This window comes from Staphylococcus sp. AntiMn-1 (assembly GCF_001663395.1).
Taxonomy (GTDB): domain Bacteria; phylum Bacillota; class Bacilli; order Staphylococcales; family Staphylococcaceae; genus Staphylococcus; species Staphylococcus equorum.
In genome coordinates, this window is sequence record NZ_CP012968.1 from 2189905 (window position 1) to 2205663 (window position 15759).

General features: G+C 33.7%; 14 protein-coding genes and 1 riboswitch. Of the genes, 8 read left to right on the plus strand and 6 right to left on the minus strand.

Going from position 1 to position 15759, the window contains the following annotated elements:
- Nucleotides 1-191 precede the first annotated feature (191 nt).
- Together AOB58_RS10575 and AOB58_RS10580 are read right to left on the minus strand one after the other, a co-directional pair.
- The gene (locus AOB58_RS10575) at nucleotides 192-854 is read right to left on the minus strand and encodes a DNA-3-methyladenine glycosylase family protein (protein ID WP_236582977.1); all 663 of its coding nucleotides are present in this window, start codon (nucleotides 852-854) and stop codon (nucleotides 192-194) included.
- 4 nt (nucleotides 855-858) lie between these two features.
- Entirely contained in the window at nucleotides 859-1212 is a 354-nt protein-coding gene (locus AOB58_RS10580; protein ID WP_064783402.1) for a DUF488 domain-containing protein, read from the minus strand.
- A gap of 135 nt (nucleotides 1213-1347) precedes the next feature.
- Here AOB58_RS10580 and AOB58_RS10585 point away from each other — a divergent pair, with 135 nt between their 5' ends.
- The 5 genes from AOB58_RS10585 to AOB58_RS10605 all read left to right on the plus strand — a co-directional run bounded on the left by AOB58_RS10585 (nucleotide 1348) and on the right by AOB58_RS10605 (nucleotide 6761).
- Complete coding sequence (locus tag AOB58_RS10585) at nucleotides 1348-1776, plus strand: 6-pyruvoyl trahydropterin synthase family protein (protein WP_021339756.1); 429 nt, start codon at nucleotides 1348-1350, stop codon at nucleotides 1774-1776.
- 203 nt (nucleotides 1777-1979) lie between these two features.
- Nucleotides 1980-3023 (plus strand): PTS sugar transporter subunit IIC, encoded by a 1044-nt coding sequence (locus AOB58_RS10590; protein WP_002506615.1) that lies wholly within the window; start codon nucleotides 1980-1982, stop codon nucleotides 3021-3023.
- A 528-nt stretch (nucleotides 3024-3551) separates the two neighbouring features.
- Complete coding sequence (locus AOB58_RS10595; RefSeq protein ID WP_046465988.1) at nucleotides 3552-4271, plus strand: transglycosylase family protein; 720 nt, start codon at nucleotides 3552-3554, stop codon at nucleotides 4269-4271.
- A gap of 135 nt (nucleotides 4272-4406) precedes the next feature.
- A riboswitch (SAM riboswitch) is annotated at nucleotides 4407-4515 on the plus strand.
- Nucleotides 4516-4578: 63 nt separating this feature from the next.
- Nucleotides 4579-5736, plus strand: coding sequence for an aminotransferase class I/II-fold pyridoxal phosphate-dependent enzyme (locus tag AOB58_RS10600; RefSeq protein ID WP_064783403.1), 1158 nt, complete (start codon nucleotides 4579-4581; stop codon nucleotides 5734-5736).
- Nucleotides 5737-5756: 20 nt separating this feature from the next.
- On the plus strand, nucleotides 5757-6761 hold the full coding sequence (locus AOB58_RS10605; RefSeq protein ID WP_021339753.1) for a D-lactate dehydrogenase: 1005 nt from the start codon (nucleotides 5757-5759) through the stop codon (nucleotides 6759-6761).
- Between the two features lie 92 nt (nucleotides 6762-6853).
- Here AOB58_RS10605 and copZ read toward each other — a convergent pair whose 3' ends face one another.
- The 3 genes from copZ to AOB58_RS10620 form a co-directional block, all read right to left on the minus strand.
- Nucleotides 6854-7060: a copper chaperone CopZ gene (gene copZ, locus AOB58_RS10610; protein WP_002506619.1), complete on the minus strand. Its 207-nt coding sequence runs from the start codon at nucleotides 7058-7060 to the stop codon at nucleotides 6854-6856.
- Nucleotides 7061-7116: 56 nt separating this feature from the next.
- Complete coding sequence (locus tag AOB58_RS10615) at nucleotides 7117-9501, minus strand: heavy metal translocating P-type ATPase (protein ID WP_064783404.1); 2385 nt, start codon at nucleotides 9499-9501, stop codon at nucleotides 7117-7119.
- Between the two features lie 180 nt (nucleotides 9502-9681).
- Nucleotides 9682-11133 (minus strand): SulP family inorganic anion transporter, encoded by a 1452-nt coding sequence (locus tag AOB58_RS10620; protein ID WP_002506621.1) that lies wholly within the window; start codon nucleotides 11131-11133, stop codon nucleotides 9682-9684.
- Between the two features lie 208 nt (nucleotides 11134-11341).
- On the opposite strand from AOB58_RS10620, the gene AOB58_RS10625 reads away from it, so the two are divergent.
- From AOB58_RS10625 to AOB58_RS10635, 3 genes are all read left to right on the plus strand, one after another.
- On the plus strand, nucleotides 11342-12103 hold the full coding sequence (locus AOB58_RS10625) for an ABC transporter ATP-binding protein (RefSeq protein WP_021339751.1): 762 nt from the start codon (nucleotides 11342-11344) through the stop codon (nucleotides 12101-12103).
- Nucleotides 12093-13982, plus strand: a complete 1890-nt coding sequence (locus AOB58_RS10630) for an FtsX-like permease family protein (protein ID WP_064783405.1) — start codon at nucleotides 12093-12095, stop codon at nucleotides 13980-13982. Before AOB58_RS10625 ends, AOB58_RS10630 begins: the two co-directional genes overlap by 11 nt.
- Before the next feature lie 170 nt (nucleotides 13983-14152).
- Nucleotides 14153-15022 (plus strand): SDR family oxidoreductase, encoded by an 870-nt coding sequence (locus tag AOB58_RS10635; RefSeq protein WP_021339749.1) that lies wholly within the window; start codon nucleotides 14153-14155, stop codon nucleotides 15020-15022.
- 102 nt (nucleotides 15023-15124) lie between these two features.
- On the opposite strand, the gene AOB58_RS10640 is transcribed toward AOB58_RS10635, so the two are convergent.
- Nucleotides 15125-15754 carry an ATP-binding cassette domain-containing protein gene (locus AOB58_RS10640; RefSeq protein WP_064783406.1) on the minus strand — a complete coding sequence of 210 codons (630 nt, stop codon included), beginning with the start codon at nucleotides 15752-15754 and terminating at the stop codon, nucleotides 15125-15127.
- Nucleotides 15755-15759: the final 5 nt, after the last annotated feature.

Below are 15759 nucleotides of genomic sequence, written 5' to 3' on the forward strand. Positions count from 1 at the left end.
AATTTCAAACAATGATTGATTATATTATTATTATTTTAAAAAGTGGCAGTGATTTGGGCAGACTCCTGCGGGAAAAGCACTAGCTGGAGACTACAGGCTGAGGCTGAAACGTGCACAAAAAATGCCAATAAAGTCGTAGGCTTTGTCGATATTATGAAGCTTTGCAGTTAGCAAAGCTTTCTGTATACACATTAGTCATTAATGTCATGTATGGAAGCGTAAGCTAAATAATCTTGATGTATGGCTTCCCATAAATAGAACGCACCAATAGATGCACAATGCTTCCAACGTTCAGAACATAAAGCAAGCTGTGCTTTTCGCTGCGCTTTAGTTGTACCGTACAACCATTGCGCTGACCTTTGCAGACCAACATCATGAACAGGGACAACATCTGGACGCTGTAATGTAAATAATAAAAAAACTTCGGCAGTCCATTGCCCAATACCTTTCACTTCAGTTAACGTACGAATAACTTCATCGTTGCTTAACTTGTGTAAATTTTCTAAATCTAGTTTTCCATGTTGTATATGTGTTACTAAATTATGAATATAATTAATTTTAGATTTAGATAAACCAAAGGATTTCATTTGCGTATCTTCAATTTTTGACAGTTTATCAACTGTCCATTCATCATTGATAGCATCTGTTAGCTGTTCAAAAATAGATGCGGCCACTTTTACTGTGATTTGTTGTCCTATTATAGAGCGAATTAAAGATTTTAATGGGTTAGGACGAATATTGATTTGAAGATTGCCAACTTTTTTAATCAGTAATGCTAATGTTGCATCTTTTTTAATTAATTGTTGAACACAGTCATCTTGTACATGAATATTCCATGAGGTCAATTCTAACACCACCTTATTTTAGCAAGTTTTGCAGTACGACAGCTTGGTTATGCTCTTCATCTTTAGCTGCAAATAATAAAATAATATCTTTTTTAGTATTAGATTTGATTTCTTTAAGTTCATTAAATGCTTCTTGTTGATTGTCATTTTCACGTAATTCTTTTTCATATTTTTCTTTGAAAGCAGCATACAATTTAGGATCATGATCGAACCATTTTCTTAACTCAGATGTAGGCGCAAGTTCTTTTAACCAATAATCTAAATTTGCATCCTCTTTAGATACACCTCTTGGCCAAACGCGGTCTACAAGTATACGCACACCATCTTTTTGTTCTTTATCATAAATTCTTTGAATGTGAATAGTCATAGCATTCATCCTTTCTAAAAAAAACTATTACAATACTTAATTACCTATAATGAATATAGAAAAACATAATTACTTTAATTATAGAAGAAAGAGAAAGGGTATATAGATACAAAGAGAGAAATAGGAGTGAGTTCAATGACAAATTTCGATAATGTGCAACCACCTCAACAATTCAAATATCGAGATAACGATGTATGTATAAAAAACTATTATGAATTTACATGTAACAATCGTATTTATTTCACTGAAAAATTTCACAAAGATTTAGAGAATCATTTATACAAATTCAACATTGAAATTTTATCTGCAATTGATGATTATGGTCTAGCAATGGATTTTAATGAAGTTGATAAGTTATATAAAAAAGAAATTGCACCTTATTTAGACGGAAAATTAGTGAACGAAACATTGCCGGATATGAATACAACAGCTGAAAATATCGCTTTTTGGATTTGGGAACAATTTGATCGCTTATTACCAGAAAATAATAAACTGCAAAAACTAGAATTTTTTGAAACTGAAACACAAGGACTCGTAATAACTTCTGAATTAATGGAAAAATAAAAGTTATTATGGAAGAAACTAAAAACCATTAGAAACCAACTAAATATATAATTAATAGCCGATAGATTACTTAATCGTTATCTGTGGGCTTTTTTAGTTGCTTTTTTACTAGATTATTTTTAAAAATTAAATATGAAATAAATATTCTGAAAATTAAGATAATGTGATATATTAGTAATTATTACAACTTAGGAGGAACTGCTATGATGAAAGTCAGTCCGAAACAATTTATAAATAATGTATTATCAGGTGTAGCAATAGCGATTGTTGCAGGTCTGATTCCAAATGCAATTTTAGGTGAATTATTTAAGTTGCTTTCACCAAAGTATCCAATATTCGAAACAATGTTACAAGTTGTCGAAAGTATACAATTTACAGTACCACTTCTTGTAGGAGCATTGATTGCAATGCGCTTCAATCTAACGCCATTAGCTACAGCAGTAGTTGCAAGTTCGGCATTTGTTGGTAGTGGGGTTGCACAATTCAAAGATGGTGTATGGATGCTTGTAGGCGTTGGGGATTTAATCAATACAATGATTACTGCAGCAATTGCAGTGTTTTTTATATTAATAGTAGGAGAACGTTTTGGTAGTTTAACGCTAATTATTTTACCAACAATTGTTGGAGGCTTGGCTGCATTAATAGGCGTACTCATACTGCCATACATACAAATGATTACTACAGGTATAGGTAATTTAGTAAATTCATTTACAGAATTACAACCTATATTAATGTCTATGCTTATTGCACTTGCATTCAGTTTCATAATTATTTCACCGATATCGACTGTGGCTACAGCTCTAGCCATAGGTATAAGTGGTCTAGCAGCTGGTTCTGCTTCGCTTGGCATCGTAGCATGTGAAGGTGTACTTGTTGCAGGCACAATGAAAATGAATAGACCAGGCGTACCGATAACGATTTTCTTAGGTGGCGTTAAAATGATGATACCGAATATGGTAAGACATCCTATTATTTTATTACCGATTTTTACAAACGCACTTATCACAGGGTTTGTAGGTGGGCTTATTGGTATAGAAGGTACTAAAGAGTCAGCCGGATTTGGTATTATCGGGCTTGTAGGGCCAATTAGTGCCTTTAAATTTATGGAAGACTCGATATTAATGAATTTATTATTAGTATTTATCACGTTCTTTGTAGTTCCATTTATTATGGGGTACTTAATTAATCTTTTTTATATGAAGGTATTAAAACTGTATGATAGTAACATTTATAAATTCTTAGCATAAAATGTTATATGTTTTGGATATGAAATGAGTAACGATTTGTAATAAACTAACAGTTAAATTGATTTTTTGAAAATACAGTTAGACAATCTAAAAGGCCACATAACAGTGGTCTTTTTTTATTTTGACAAAAATCAGTGCAAGTTTCGCGCAAAATTATAATTTTTATGTTGAATTTTAATTTTACAGTTGGGTAACAGTAGATGGTTTTGTAATATTTCAGACTATATAAAAAATTAGTATGAAAATTGACGTGAAGCTCAATATAATAACATTTAGAGATATATGAAAAGTATATTTTATTTGTTTAGAGCGTTACAAAACAAAACGGTTATATTTCAATATTACAAAGAGAAGCTGTATCTGTAACGTTTTGTTATCTAAGTGTAATATAATTGAACGAAATTTATGGTATATTATTTGTGGCGAAAAAATAACACATAAAAATTAATTGCTTGAAGTACATAGGATAATTTAATTAACGAAAATATAATTTTACTTAAAAAGATTTAAATGGAGGATTTTTTAATTATGAAGAAGACAATTTTAGCATCATCATTAGCAGTAGCATTAGGTGTAACAGGATACGCAGCAACAGCAGACAACAATCAAGCTCACGCTTCAGAAGAAAGCATCGACAAAGCGCATTTAGCTGAATTAGCACAAAGTAATGCTGCAGAATTAAATGAAAAACCATTACACGCTGGTGCATACAACTATGATTTCGTATTAGGCGGTTATGAATATACATTCACTTCAGACGGTCAATCATGGTCATGGGAATATGATGTAGCAGGTGCTCAAACTGCATCTTCTAACGTTTCTACAAACACAACTCAAGACGTTAGCACACAAGCAACTACTAATACTAACGAAAAATCAGCAAGCGAAGTAAGTACGCAACAACAATCAAATAATGTTGACGTAAAACCAGTTGCAGCTCCTAAAGCTTCAACTACTACAAAAGTTGAAACTACACAAACAAGTACAACTACTACAAATACATCAAGCATTGATTCAGTAGCGCAACAAATGGCAGAACGTACTGGTGTATCAGCATCACAATGGAAAGGTGTTATCCAACGTGAAAGTGGCGGAAATGCAAACGCAGTTAACGCTTCATCAGGTGCATACGGATTATTCCAATTATTAGGTCATGGTGAGCATGCTGGTATGTCTGTTCAAGATCAAATGGATAAAGCAGTTGAGGTTTACGAATCTCAAGGTGCTGGCGCATGGGTTGCATGGTAAGATTTAAGCACACAATATAATGATTTAATTATAAAAAGAAAGAGTGGCTCTTAGTAGTCACTCTTTTTTTATAATTTAAAGTTTATTGACAAGGGTGAATATTCTGATAAAATTAAAGCTAATTAAATAAATGAAAACTTATCCAGAGAAGTTGAGGGATTTGGCCCTATGAGACTTCAGCAGCAGACTTATGTCGTAAGTACTGTGCTACTTCCAACAAGTGACATGACTTGATAGATAGGTGACATGTGAAAACTATATGCCACTTCATTGGGTATATAGTTTTTTTATATAGGAGGACTTTTTAATGTCAATTTCAGATAGATTAGCACAAATTCCTGATAGTTACTTTGGTAAAACAATGGGGCAAAAGGTTGAACATGGGCCTTTACCATTAATCAATATGGCAGTCGGTATCCCTGATGGCGAAACGCCAAAAGGTATTATTAATTGTTTCGCTGATGCGATACGTCTTCCTGAGAATCAGAAGTATGTAGCATTTCACGGTAAAGATAGCTTGAAACAAGCAATTGTAGATTTTTATGAAAGGCAGTACCAAGTAGAATTAGATATAGAAGATGAAGTTTGTATTTTATATGGAACGAAGAATGGTTTAGTAGCGCTTCCAACATGTATCGTTAATCCTGGAGAAAATGTATTGCTACCGGATCCTGGTTATACAGACTATTTGGCAGGGGTGATGTTGGCTGATGCACAACCTGAGCGATTGGTACTTAAACCACCATATTATTTACCTGAATGGGATAAAGTAGATAAAAAAGTGCTAGCTAATACACGTCTAGTTTATTTAACTTATCCTAATAATCCAACTGGCTCAGTGGCTACAAAGGCTGTATTTGATGAAGCTGTTGCAAAATTTAAAAATACGAAAACTAAAATTGTTCATGATTTTGCATATAGTGCATTTGGTTTTGATGGTAAGAATCCCAGTATGCTGCAATCTGAAGGTGCGAAAGATTTGGGAGTAGAAATTTTTTCCTTATCTAAAGGTTACAACATGTCAGGATTTAGAGTGGGATTTGCAGTAGGGAATAAAGATATAATACAAGCCTTAAAGAAATACCAATCACATACACACGCTGGTATGTTTGGTGCGTTACAAGATGCAGCTACTTATGCATTGAATCATTATGATGATTTTTTAGAAGAACAAAATGAAACTTTTAAAAAACGTAGAAATCAATTTGAAGCAAAACTTAATAAAGTGGATATACCATTTGAACCGATGAAAGGTGGCATTTTCTTGTGGTTGAAAACACCGCCCGAATACGATGGTGAAACGTTTGTTGACTATTTATTACAAGAGCAATCTATTCTTGTTGCACCTGGCATACCTTTTGGTGAACATGGGCGTAACTATGTACGTATTTCATTGGCACTTGATGATCAAGCATTGTTGAAAGCAGCAGAACGTATTCAATCGCTTAAATATCTTTATCAATAATAAAATAGGAGTGAATTTAGATGACAAAAATCAAACTTTTTGGCGTGCGTGAAGAAGATATTCCCTACATAGAAGCATGGGCAACAAAATACAAAGTAGAGGTTGATTTAGATAAAGATTTACTTACTTTAGACACAGTAGATCGAGTAGAAGGATTTGATGGTTTATCTTTATCACAGCAAATTCCATTAGATGAAACAGTATATAAAAAATTACATGATTTTGGCATTAAACAAATTGCACAACGTAGTGCAGGTTTTGATAGTTATGATTTGGATTTAGCTCAAAAATATAACTTGATTATTTCAAATGTACCTTCGTATTCGCCACATTCAATTGCAGAGTATACAGTTTCTCAAGCACTTAATTTAATTCGTAATTATAATGATATTCAACAAAAAACAGCAACTTATGATTTCAGATGGCAACCAGCGATATTATCACGTTCTATCAGAGATTTAAAAGTCGCTGTAATCGGTACGGGACGCATTGGTTCTATTGTAGGAAAAATTTTTGCTCGAGGGTTTGACGCGGAAGTTGTGGCATATGATATTGAACCGAATGAACAATGCCAAACATATTTAACTTATAAAGATAGTGTGACTGAAGTTGTAAAAGATGCAGACATTGTCACTGTACATATTCCAGGTAGTAAAGAAAATGACTATTTATTTGACGAAGATTTATTCAAAGCATTTAAGAAGGGCGCTGTGTTTATCAACTGTGCGCGTGGTTCTATTGTAAAGACAAGTGCACTTATAGAAGCTTTGGATAATGGAACGTTAAAAGGTGCAGCGCTTGATACTTATGAGGGTGAGAAAGGATTGTTTCCTAGTGATCAAAGGGGCACTGAACTTAAAGATGATATTTTAACTCAATTAATTGAACGACAAGATGTTATACTGTCTCCTCATATTGCATTTTATACAGATGCAGCAGTTGAAAATTTAATTGTGGATGCACTAAATGCAACATTAGAAGTATTGAATACTGGTGATACAGCCCTCCGTGTTAATACATTATAAAGGGTTTTTAACTCAGTATTAAAATTAATATAAACAATAAAAAAGTGGGCGCATCAGAGATGAGGCGTCCACTATATTTGTGTGCTATTCATTTATTTTACATCATAACCTTGGTCTTCAATTGCTTCTTTCATATGAGACATTTCGACTTTGCTGTCATCATAATCTACTTTAACGTTATTTTCTTCAAGGTTAACATCTGCTGTTGTAACACCATCAAGGTTAGTAAGTGCTGACTCTACTGCTTGTTTACAGTGATCACAACTCATGCCTTCTACTTTAATTGTTTCTGCAGTCATACAAATCACCTCCTTAAAATAATGAATGTCTCTATCATGATTATTTCAAAAATGAATTATAATTTCATGCGTTTAAGTCTCAATGCATTAGTGACGACACTCACAGAGCTTAACGCCATTGCAGCGCCGGCAACCCATGGTGCGAGTAACCCTAATGCGGCAATCGGTATACCAGCTACATTGTAACCAAATGCCCAAAATAAGTTTTGACGAATATTGCGTATTGTTGATTTACTAGCTTTCATGACTTTCGGAATTAATAATAAATCGCCGCCAAGAATTGTAACGTCAGCAGCTTCGATAGCAACTTCTGTACCGCTACCAATTGCTATACCAATGTCTGCTTGTACAAGTGCTGGCGCATCATTGACACCATCACCAACCATGGCTACTGTCTTGCCTTGATCTTGTAGCTCTACAATTTTTGAGGCTTTTTCTTCAGGTAGTACCTCGGCGATTACTGTGTCGATGCCTACCTGTTTTGCAATAGCTTGTGCAGTACGTTCGTTATCTCCAGTGAGCATCACGACTTCAATGTTTAAATCATGAAGTTGCTGAATTGCTTCACTTGTTGAAGCTTTAACAGTGTCTGCAACAGCGATTGTTCCTTTTAATTCGCTATCTATGGCAATCATCATCGCTGTTTTTCCATCTTGTTCAAAACGTGATAATTGTGTTTCAGCACTGTTTATTGCAATGTTTTCTTCTATCATAAATTTGCGATTACCAACACATAATGATTTACCATCAATTGTCGCTTTTATACCGTGACCTGGTATCGCTTCGAAATGTGCTACTTCTAAAAATGGAATGTGATTCTTTTTAGCGTAGTTCACAATAGATTCAGCTAAAGGATGTTCAGAACCTTTTTCTGCACTTGCGAGTAGTTGTAACACTTTATCATCACCATCAAAATCAGTGACTACGGGTTTACCATTTGTAATTGTACCTGTCTTATCTAATACAACAGTATTGACGTGGTGTGTACGTTCAATATGTTCGCCACCTTTAAAAAGAATACCGTTTTCGGCAGCTTTTCCAGTACCTACCATAATAGAAGTAGGCGTAGCTAACCCAAGTGCACAAGGGCAGGCGATTACGAGTACTGCGATTGCAGCAACTAATGCTGGTTCGAATTGTCCTGTTTGTACGAGTGTAATCCATACAATAAATGTGAGTAAAGCAATGCCAACTACAATCGGTACAAAATAGCCAGAAATAATATCAGCAAGACGTTGAATAGGTGCTTTAGATCCTTGTGCTTCTTCTACAACTTTAATAATTGAAGCGAGCGCTGTGTCTTTGCCAACTTTAGTTGCTTCTACTGTAATAGACCCATTTTTATTCATTGTGGAACCGATGACGTTATCATTTTGAACTTTCTCAATTGGTATAGATTCACCAGTTAACATAGATTCGTCTATAGAAGTGGTTCCTTTAATGACTTTACCGTCTACAGGTATTTTCTCACCAGGTTTAATGATAAGGTGATCGCCTTGGACAACCTCGTTTAATGGAATCATAAGTTCTTCTTGATTACGTAACACGCGTGCTTCTTTTGCTTGAAGGTTGAGCAATTCACTTAAAGCATTTGTAGTTTGTGTTTTTGCGCGCGTTTCTAAATACTTTCCAAAAAGAATCAATGTGATTAGTACTGCACTCGTTTCAAAATATAGATGCGGTGTATAATTTGTAAGGTTTAGCCATTTTATCATTTCGTATAAACTATAGAAGTATGCGGCACTTGTACCTAAGGCGACAAGCACATCCATGTTGGCAGAACCATTGCGTAAATTTTTATAGGCACCTACATAAAATTGCCAACCGATTATAAACTGAACAGGTGTTGCTAATGCAAATTGAAACCATGGATTCATAAAGATATGAGGAATTTGCATACCGAAAAGGTGTACAAACATTGTAAGCAATAAGGGTGCTGCTAAAATTGCTGAAATAATAAGTTTATTGCGTTTGTGTTTTAACTCTTGTTCTTTTTGCGAACTTTTCTCACTGGCTGCTTGTTTTGGTTTTGCATCATAACCTATTTTTTGAATTTTTTTAATCAAATCATCAATAGAAGTCATTTCTGGATTATAAGCAATCGTTGCATTTTCAGTAGTTAAATTGACATTAGCATGTTCAACACCAGCGTCACGGTTTAATACTTTTTCAATCCTATTCGAACATGCGGCACAAGTCATGCCTATAACATCGAGTTCTGCTTTTTCAGTTAAGACGCCATAACCTGTTTTTTCAATGGAGTGCGTAAGGTCATCAATCGTTGTCGATTCAGGATTGTAAGCAACCGTTGCTTTTTCAGTTGTAACGTTTACAGTGGCATCTACATCATTAATTTTATTTAAGTTTTTCTCTATACGATTTGCACACGCGGCACAAGTCATACCGGTGATACCTAAAGTCGTTTTTTTCTTTTCAGCCATGAAGTGAACCTCCTTTCATACATGTAACTAAATATTGGTGACAGAGTCGTTTTTTAATTTCTATATTTTTAATATACCCCCACTAGGTATAAAAGTCAATTTTTACGTTTGAAAAAAGAGATTGAAATAAGGGTGTAGTTTTAAAAACTTACCGATATTTCAATCTCATAGATTCATATTTTATAAAAGATGTTGTTTGTTTACTTTACTTAATTCTGAAACAATTTTACGACTGTCTTTATTGAGGTGTTGTACATAAATTGTGTTTTTTTTCTTATGATAGTTTTCTATTAAAGTATCAATCGCATTCACTGCGGAATCGTCCCATAAGTGAGCTTGACTAAAATCTAAGTAAATTATTTTATTGCGTAATTCCAAATCAAGTTGATTCATCATAGAATCTATAGAGACAAAGAAAATTTGGCCTTTGATTTTGTAGTGAATTGTCTCATCGACTTCTTCGTAATCTACAGTAACATTTGAAATTTTTGTAGCAAAACAAAGGGCACTTACAATGACACCAACGATAACACCTAAGGCAAGGTTACTCGTGAATAGTACAATAGCTACAGTGAGTACCATGACTAACGCATCAGTTCGTGGTGCTTTTTTCATAAATTGGAATGAATGCCAATCAAACGTTCCTACAGATACCATAATCATGATACCAGCTAATATAGGCATAGGAATTTGAACGACCCAATCCCCAAACACGATAATTAAAACAATCAAAAATACACCAGCTGTAAAAGTAGAAAGACGTGTTGTTGCACCAGAGCGTACATTAATTACGGATTGACCAATCATAGCACAGCCACCCATAGCACCAAAGAACCCTGTAATAAAGTTGGCAATACCTTGTCCACGTGATTCTCTATTTTTACTACTATACGTATCAGTTGCTTGGTCTACGATACGTGCAGTCAATAAACTTTCTACAAGTCCAACAATCGCCATAGATAAAGAATAAGGCAAAATAATTTGTAATGTTTCTAAGTTAAATGGCACATCAGGAATGAAAAATTGTGGCAATGAACGTGTGATTTGACCTAAATCACCAACAGTTTCGACTTTTGCGCCAGTCGCTAAGTAGACAATAGTAAGTACAACAATTGCGATAAGTGGCGCGGGAATTTTGTTGAATACGCGTGGCAATAAGTAAATAATTAGTAGTGTAGTAATAACAAATAAATATGTAGGTATTGATATACCAAATATATGCTTGATTTGTGTCATGAAAATAAGAATGGCTAAAGCGTTGACGAAACCAATCATGACAGAGTTTGGGATGAACTTCATTAAACGTCCTACCTTTAACACACCAAATATAATTTGTATAATACCCATTAAAATTGTTGCTGCCAGTAAATATTGAACGCCATGGTCCTTTACTAATGGCACAATGACTAAGGCAACAGAACCTGTAGCTGCTGAAATCATTGCTGGTCTACCACCAACGAAAGAAATAACAACTGCTATAATAAATGAAGAGTATAGACCGACCATAGGATCTACACCGGCAATGATAGAGAATGAGAGGGCTTCAGGAATGAGTGCAAGCGCCACAAGGATACCAGCTACGATATTGGTGCCCGGAGCAGTGAGCCATTCTCGTTTAAGTTTATTTAACATCTTCTTGTACTCCTTATTTAAAATTCAATTAGACTATTATATCATATGACAGAAGTGTAGATTTAGAAAAATAGAAGCAACTAAATTTCATATAAGTGACAAAGTTGTCATTTAAAAATAGCTTTTTGTTAGTTATATCAAACGAAAAGAAAAAATTAATTAGCTATGATAGTTATATAGAGAAAAAGATGACGAGGAGTGAACAAACATGTCGATATTAAAAGTAGAAGGACTAACAAAAAAGTACGGTAACAGACATCAGCAACAAGAAGTATTAAAGGGGATAGATTTTTCAATTGAAAAGGGTGAATTTGTTACCATAATGGGGCCTTCAGGTTCTGGTAAAACAACACTTTTAAACGTCTTAAGTTCTATTGATTATATAACGAGTGGCACAGTTGAAATTAACGGTAACAAAATAAATAACATGAGTAACAAGGCGTTAGCAGATTTTCGTAAAAAAGAGATAGGTTTTATTTTTCAAAACTATAGTGTATTACACACATTAACGGTAAAAGAAAATATCATGCTTCCTTTATCAATTCAAAAAATGTCTAAAACAGAAAAAGAAAATAATTATAATGAAGTAACAAAAGCGCTAGGTATTCATGAACTGGGTCATAAATATCCTAATGAAATTTCTGGAGGGCAACAACAACGTACTGCAGCAGCACGCGCTTCGGTACATAAACCTGCTATTATTTTTGCTGATGAACCTACTGGCGCATTAGATTCAAAAAGTGCACAAGATCTTCTAAACAGGCTTGAAGATTTGAATGAAAGCATAGATGCAACGATTGTAATGGTGACACATGATCCAGTGGCAGCAAGTTATTCTAATCGTGTCATTATGTTGAAAGATGGCAGCGTCCATTCTGAAATTTACCAAGGTGATGACTCGAATCAAGCGTTTTACAAAAATATCATTCATATGCAAACTGCTTTGGGTGGTGTAGCAAATGAGTTTTAATCAGATCGTAATTAAGAACTTCAGACAAAACATACGGCATTATGCGATGTATATATTTTCATTGATTGTCAGTATTGTATTATATTTTAGTTTCGTAACATTAAAGTATACAGAGAGTATAAACAATGTAAATTCAATGTCTATTATTAGAAAGGGTTCTGAAGTAGGATCATATTTCTTATTTGCGATTATACTCGTATTTCTAATGTACGCAAATCAATTATTTATAAAACGACGGACACGTGAATTTGCTTTATATCAATTAATAGGTTTAACTCGAAAAAATATTATGCGCATATTATTAATTGAACAAGCTGCAATGTTTTTAATAACAGGGTTGATGGGCATAATTATTGGTGTCTTTGGTTCGAAAATTCTCTTAATGATTGTACTCAAGGTATTAACTATAGACACGAGTGTATCATTAACGTTCCAATTTCCTGCTGTTATACAAACAATTTTATTAATTATCGTGTCTTTCCTATTGATTATGGCACAAAGCTTCATCTTTTTACGTAAGCGCAGTATATTATCATTGATGAATGATAGTACAAAATCTGAAGCAACCCAATCTAAGATGACCGTTATTGAAGTTATCTCAGGCATTTTAGGCATAGCCATGATTGCTTTTGGCTATTATATGTCTACTGAACTGTTTGGCAAATTCGCCGAGCAATTAATGTACGCGCCATTCGCCATTTTATTTTTAACTATTATAGGTGCATATCTATTCTTTAGAAGTTCAGTGTCGCTGATTTTTAAAACATTGAAGCGTTCAAAAAATGGTAATGTTTCTATAACAGATGTTGTATTTACGTCTTCAATCATGCACAGAATGAAGAAAAATGCATTGTCACTCACAATAATAGCGACGATATCTGCTGTTACTGTAACCGTACTGTGCTTTGGTGCAATCAGTAAGTCAACGATTGACGATACAGTGAAGCAATCCTCACCACAAGATTTTAATTTCTTGGAAAATAAGCAAGCCCAACAATTTGAAGATAAATTGAAACAAAAGGATATAGGTTATAACAAAGTATATAAAGAAGTTACTGAATTAAAAGTAACTAAAGAGAATTTTTATGATTACAGTAGTAATTTTGGTGAAACTGATAAAATGTTTATAACAAGTAATAAATATTTTAATGATAAGGATATTACGGATCATAAAGCGAAAATGATAAATATGGCTTCATCCGCAAGTATAATGAAATTCAATTTAAATACAAAAATTCAATTTGATACTAAACCAGTGGACACATTTAAAGTGATTGATGCTAAAAAAGAAGTGAATTTTAAAAACGATGTCAGCTTTGCTTCACCTGTATTACTCATAAGTGAACAGCAATATAATCACTTGAAACCACAAGGTGAGGAAACACGTACTCAATATGGTTATGATTTAAAAAATCAAAATAATTGGGAAGAAGCTAATAAAATGGCCCATTCGGTTCATTCTGATATCTACCCTCAAAAATTAGTACGTCAAGAATTGAATGACTCTGCGGGTATATTATTATTTGTTACATCATTCTTAGGGCTAGCATTTTTAGTTGCGTCAGGTTGTATTATTTATATTAAACAGATGGATGAAACAGAAGATGAGATACCAAGTTTCCGTATATTACGCAAAATTGGATACACACATAGTGATATGCTCAAAGGGTTAGGGCTTAAAGTAATGTTTAATTTTGGACTGCCACTAGTAGTGTCATTATTACATGCATATTTTGCAGCTAAAGCATTTATGTTAATCCTCAGTACTACAAATATGTTACCTGTCTATATTGTTATGGGTGCATATTCAATTGTTTATTGCATATTTGCAGTTATGTCATTTATCCATTCAAGTAGAATCATTAAACATTCTATCTAAATCCAATTAATAATCTTAAAGCTCAGTCAACACACTATAGCGGCACTGTTATAGTGTGTTGTCAATGTATTCATTTTATATTGCTCAAAACTAATTAAAAATTCAAAATGTTTGTATGTGTTCTGAAGTGGTATCTAGCAAGTAATAGGCGTAAAAATGGAGGTATACAAATGAACTTAACTGAATTTCATAAACAAATTAAAGGTTATACACAAGATAGACAACCAGGAATTGAAAAAGATATGAATCCACAGCCACTTTCAGAAATGAAAGATTATAAAAGTGGTGGAAAATTGAAAGGGAAAGTTGCTTTGATTACCGGCGGAGATTCAGGTATTGGGCGTTCAGTGGCAACACTATATGCTAAAGAAGGCGCAGATGTCGCGATTGGATATTATGATGAACATGAAGATGCTGAAGCGGTAGTAAATCGTTTGGAATCTTTAGGTGTAAAAGCAAAAGCCTATGCACATGATTTGAAAGATGTTGCATCATCACAAGATTTAATTGAAAAAGTCGTAAATGATTTTGGTGGACTCAATATATTAGTTAATAATGGTGGCGTTCAATTTCCAAAAGATAATTTTGAAGATATCACACCAGAACAAGTAAAAGAAACATTCGAAACGAATATTTTTGGAATGATGTTTTTATCTCAAGCTGCAGTACCACACTTAAGTGATGGCGATGCGATTGTTAATACCACGAGTGTGACAGCTTATAGAGGTTCGGGACATCTTATAGATTATTCAGCAACAAAAGGAGCGATTGTTGCATTCACACGCTCATTAGCAACTACGTTGATTGGGAAAGGTATTCGTGTCAATGCAGTGGCACCTGGACCAATTTATACACCGTTAATTCCAGCAACATTCACAGAAGACAAAGTTGAAAATCAAGGTTCTGATACACCAATGGAACGTAGAGGGCAACCAGCTGAGCTGGCACCATCTTATGTATTTTTAGCAACGTACGCAGATAGTTCGTATATTACAGGCCAAGTTATCCACGTCAATGGTGGAGATTATATGACATCATAAATTTATAGATGAGTATTAAGAAAAATAAAGCAGCGAGACTCCTATTGAAAAGGGTCTTGCTGCTTTTGTCTATCTTTAAAATGAATCGAGATTGTTGAAGAACTAACAATTTAAATCTTCCATGTTTACTACAACATTGCACTTTTTAGCAACGTCAGTGTCATGTGTTGCTATTATGATAATTTTATTGTCATTTAAACATGCTAATAACTTATCTAGGATTTTTTCTCCATTTGTTCTATCTAATGATCCTGTTGGTTCATCGGCTAGTATAATATTAGGGTTTTTTAACAATAATCTGTTTAAAGCGATGCGTTGTTGTTCTCCACCGCTTAATGTTGATATTTTACGCTTTAAATCAACATTTACATTTAATTCTGTTAATAATATATTTTTACGTTTTCGTTTTTCTGCCTTCGACTGTTTTGGGAACGCTAGTCCAATGTCTAAATTTTCATCAACTGACAAATTGTCTATTAATCCATAGTTTTGAAATAGATAACCTAATTGTGTTTTATAGAAATGGTTATCAGCAATTAATTTTTTTCCATTAAGATATATATTACCTGAATCTATTTTTTCAAATCCAGCAATACTATTTAATAATGTAGATTTACCGGAACCGCTATACCCCATTAATGCATACGAGTTACCATTTTTAAATGAGTAATTTAAATTTTTAAATATAGTATTTCCTTCTTTTGTAATCGTTAATCCTTGTATTTTTATCATTATCA

Excerpts from the sequence above, each read along its gene's own strand:
- AOB58_RS10600 (WP_064783403.1), top strand. The coding sequence starts at position 4,579 with ATGTCAATTTCAGATAGATTAGCACAAATTCCTGATAGTTACTTTGGT.
- copZ (WP_002506619.1), bottom strand. The coding sequence starts at position 7,060 with ATGACTGCAGAAACAATTAAAGTAGAAGGCATGAGTTGTGATCACTGT.
- AOB58_RS10630 (WP_064783405.1), top strand. The coding sequence starts at position 12,093 with ATGAGTTTTAATCAGATCGTAATTAAGAACTTCAGACAAAACATACGG.
- AOB58_RS10605 (WP_021339753.1), top strand. The coding sequence starts at position 5,757 with ATGACAAAAATCAAACTTTTTGGCGTGCGTGAAGAAGATATTCCCTAC.
- AOB58_RS10625 (WP_021339751.1), top strand. The coding sequence starts at position 11,342 with ATGTCGATATTAAAAGTAGAAGGACTAACAAAAAAGTACGGTAACAGA.
- AOB58_RS10615 (WP_064783404.1), bottom strand. The coding sequence starts at position 9,501 with ATGGCTGAAAAGAAAAAAACGACTTTAGGTATCACCGGTATGACTTGT.
- AOB58_RS10595 (WP_046465988.1), top strand. The coding sequence starts at position 3,552 with ATGAAGAAGACAATTTTAGCATCATCATTAGCAGTAGCATTAGGTGTA.
- AOB58_RS10590 (WP_002506615.1), top strand. The coding sequence starts at position 1,980 with ATGATGAAAGTCAGTCCGAAACAATTTATAAATAATGTATTATCAGGT.
- AOB58_RS10640 (WP_064783406.1), bottom strand. The coding sequence starts at position 15,754 with ATGATAAAAATACAAGGATTAACGATTACAAAAGAAGGAAATACTATA.
- AOB58_RS10585 (WP_021339756.1), top strand. The coding sequence starts at position 1,348 with ATGACAAATTTCGATAATGTGCAACCACCTCAACAATTCAAATATCGA.
- AOB58_RS10580 (WP_064783402.1), bottom strand. The coding sequence starts at position 1,212 with ATGACTATTCACATTCAAAGAATTTATGATAAAGAACAAAAAGATGGT.
- AOB58_RS10620 (WP_002506621.1), bottom strand. The coding sequence starts at position 11,133 with ATGTTAAATAAACTTAAACGAGAATGGCTCACTGCTCCGGGCACCAAT.
- AOB58_RS10635 (WP_021339749.1), top strand. The coding sequence starts at position 14,153 with ATGAACTTAACTGAATTTCATAAACAAATTAAAGGTTATACACAAGAT.